At 27.0% G+C, this 2,242-nt stretch carries 3 protein-coding genes; 1 reads left to right on the forward strand and 2 read right to left on the reverse strand.

What is annotated here, in order from left to right; genetic code table 11:
- Positions 1-85: 85 nt before the first annotated feature.
- Entirely contained in the window at positions 86-259 is a 174-nt protein-coding gene (locus ON17_RS03705; protein WP_017191578.1) for a hypothetical protein, read from the reverse strand.
- Positions 260-932: 673 nt separating this feature from the next.
- Here ON17_RS03705 and ON17_RS03710 point away from each other — a divergent pair.
- Positions 933-1,070, forward strand: a complete 138-nt coding sequence (locus ON17_RS03710; protein ID WP_017191579.1) for a hypothetical protein — start codon at positions 933-935, stop codon at positions 1,068-1,070.
- 20 nt (positions 1,071-1,090) lie between these two features.
- On the opposite strand, the gene ON17_RS00775 is transcribed toward ON17_RS03710, so the two are convergent.
- The gene (locus tag ON17_RS00775; protein WP_017191580.1) at positions 1,091-1,813 is read right to left on the reverse strand and encodes a pseudouridine synthase; all 723 of its coding nucleotides are present in this window, start codon (positions 1,811-1,813) and stop codon (positions 1,091-1,093) included.
- Positions 1,814-2,242 lie beyond the last annotated feature (429 nt).

Here is a 2,242-nt window from a genome sequence, read left to right on the forward strand (position 1 = left end):
TAAAAAAATATGAAATAAAAATAATGTATTTTTCACAATTTGAAATATTAAAAATATAAAATTTTTTGGAGATTGTTTTTGTCTTTTAATGAGCATAACTATAAAAAAATAATTTTTGTAGTTTTAAATTAGTTATATCGTTTATTTCTTGTTTTTGAACTTGATGAATTAAATAATAGGACATATTTATCAAATTATCTTTTGCTTTGAATAAATTGTCTAAGAAATTAGTTTCAAATTCATAATTAACTGTTACCATTTAATTTCTCCTTTTTTTACTTATAATATTATATATTGTAACATGCATTTACATAATTTTTAAAACCTTTTTTGAAAAATATTTATTATTTGGGCATGATTTGTTATATTATAATAAGAAAGACGTTTAAAAAAGGTGCAAAAAAGACCACTCAGAAAGGAGACAAAGACTATGCCGGTAACTAAAAAAACCTTTACCTTATAATCCTTTTAAAATCAGTCATAATTCTACTTATTACGAAATCTTGTTAGAAACGACATACGAAGAAATATGCCATTTTTTAAAATTGCAACGCGGTCCCGATGCCTAAAAATTATTTCACTCACGCCCATTGTTTAACTAAAACGCCTGGTATCACAAGAGCTAAAAAAAGGCTTATTTATCCATCATATAGACGAAAGTAAAGCCCCCCAACTTCTTTCCGACCTTCAAAAAGCCTCACAAAACCCTTTTGCATACCCAACAAGCCAACAAATTAGTGCATTGCAACCTCTTAGAGCATTTTAATACTGCATACTAAATTATTATTATATGAATTTAACTAAGGCAAAGACGGGGATGGTATCTTTTTTTAATACCGGAATTAAACACTATTTATAGTGGTAATAAATTTCCTCAATTATGGAAAAATGGTCCTGTTACAGAAATAGTAAAACCTCGGGAAAAAGCTTATTTGCAAACTCTTACACAATTAAAAGAATACGGTTATCAAATGGTATTGCCGTCTTTGGCAACGATGAAAAACCTTAAAAAATTGGCTTTTTATCAAAAATTACAACAATTAGGTTTAGCTTTAATGTTAAAACCATGATATGGTCTTTTTTTCTTTTATCAATCTTCTCTTAATAATTGTTTAACTTCAGTTCTGGTTAAAGAGCGGTATTTCCCTTTAGGCAAATGATCTAAGGTCAGAAAATCATATCTATAACGCTTTAGTTTTAAAACTTCAAAACCCATTTCTTCCATCATTTTTCTAATTTGACGGTTTTTCCCTTCAAAAATTGTGATCGATAACCAAGTAGAAGGTAAAGGTTTTTTGGTTTGTTTTAAAAGATGAACTTCTTGAGGAATAGATAAATAATTATGATCAATGATAATCCCTTTTTTTAACTTTTTTAATTCTGAAGAAGTTAAAAAATGATTGATTTGGACATGATATTCTTTAGGAACTAAAGAAGAAGGATGAGTTAATTTTTGGGTTAATTCTCCGTCATTAGTAATAATCAATAAACCTTCTGTTTTGAAATCAAGTCTGCCGACGGGATAAAGTCTTTGTTGATGTTCTTCTTTAATTAAATCAAGCACAATAGGTCTTTTTTTATCATCTTGAACACTAGTGATATAACCACTAGGTTTATGGAGTAAAAAATAAAGATATGGTGCTTTTTGAATAGGTTTATCGTCTACTAAAATAACATCTTTTGGAGATGCTTTAGCACCTAAGGTAGTCACTATCTTACCATTAACTTTCACTCTTTTAGCTAAAATTAATAATTCAGCTTTTCTTCTAGAAACGATATTAGAGTTAGCTAAAATTTTTTGTATTCTTTCCATTATATAAACCTACTTTTTTTATCTCTTAGTATCTTAAATTATAAATAATTTTTCTTTAAATGATTTATTTTAATCTTGAATTTTTTAATAAAAAGAGGAACTTTTCCTATAAGTTCCTCTTTGGGGGATAAAGGTAATTGATATTTAAAATCAATTGTTGGTTGGGTTGTTGACTTAAGTTTTTTTAATAAATTCAATGAATAATTTATCAAATTCCTTAAAAGCTTGTTCTTGTTGTTCTTTATTGGTTTCTTCATGCTATCAAATGAAATAAAAATTTCAAAACTAAATACGCATTTAAACAAAATTGAGAAGAGATTGAAAAACAACAAGCGAGTTTCAAAACGCACTTTTCAATGACTTACTAATAATATTGAAAGTTACTATATGGCTTTTAATAAAATAGCAACAAATCAAGTATAGAGTAGG

The organism is Poinsettia branch-inducing phytoplasma str. JR1, assembly GCF_000309465.1.
Classification (GTDB): domain Bacteria; phylum Bacillota_I; class Bacilli_A; order Acholeplasmatales; family Acholeplasmataceae; genus Phytoplasma; species Phytoplasma pruni.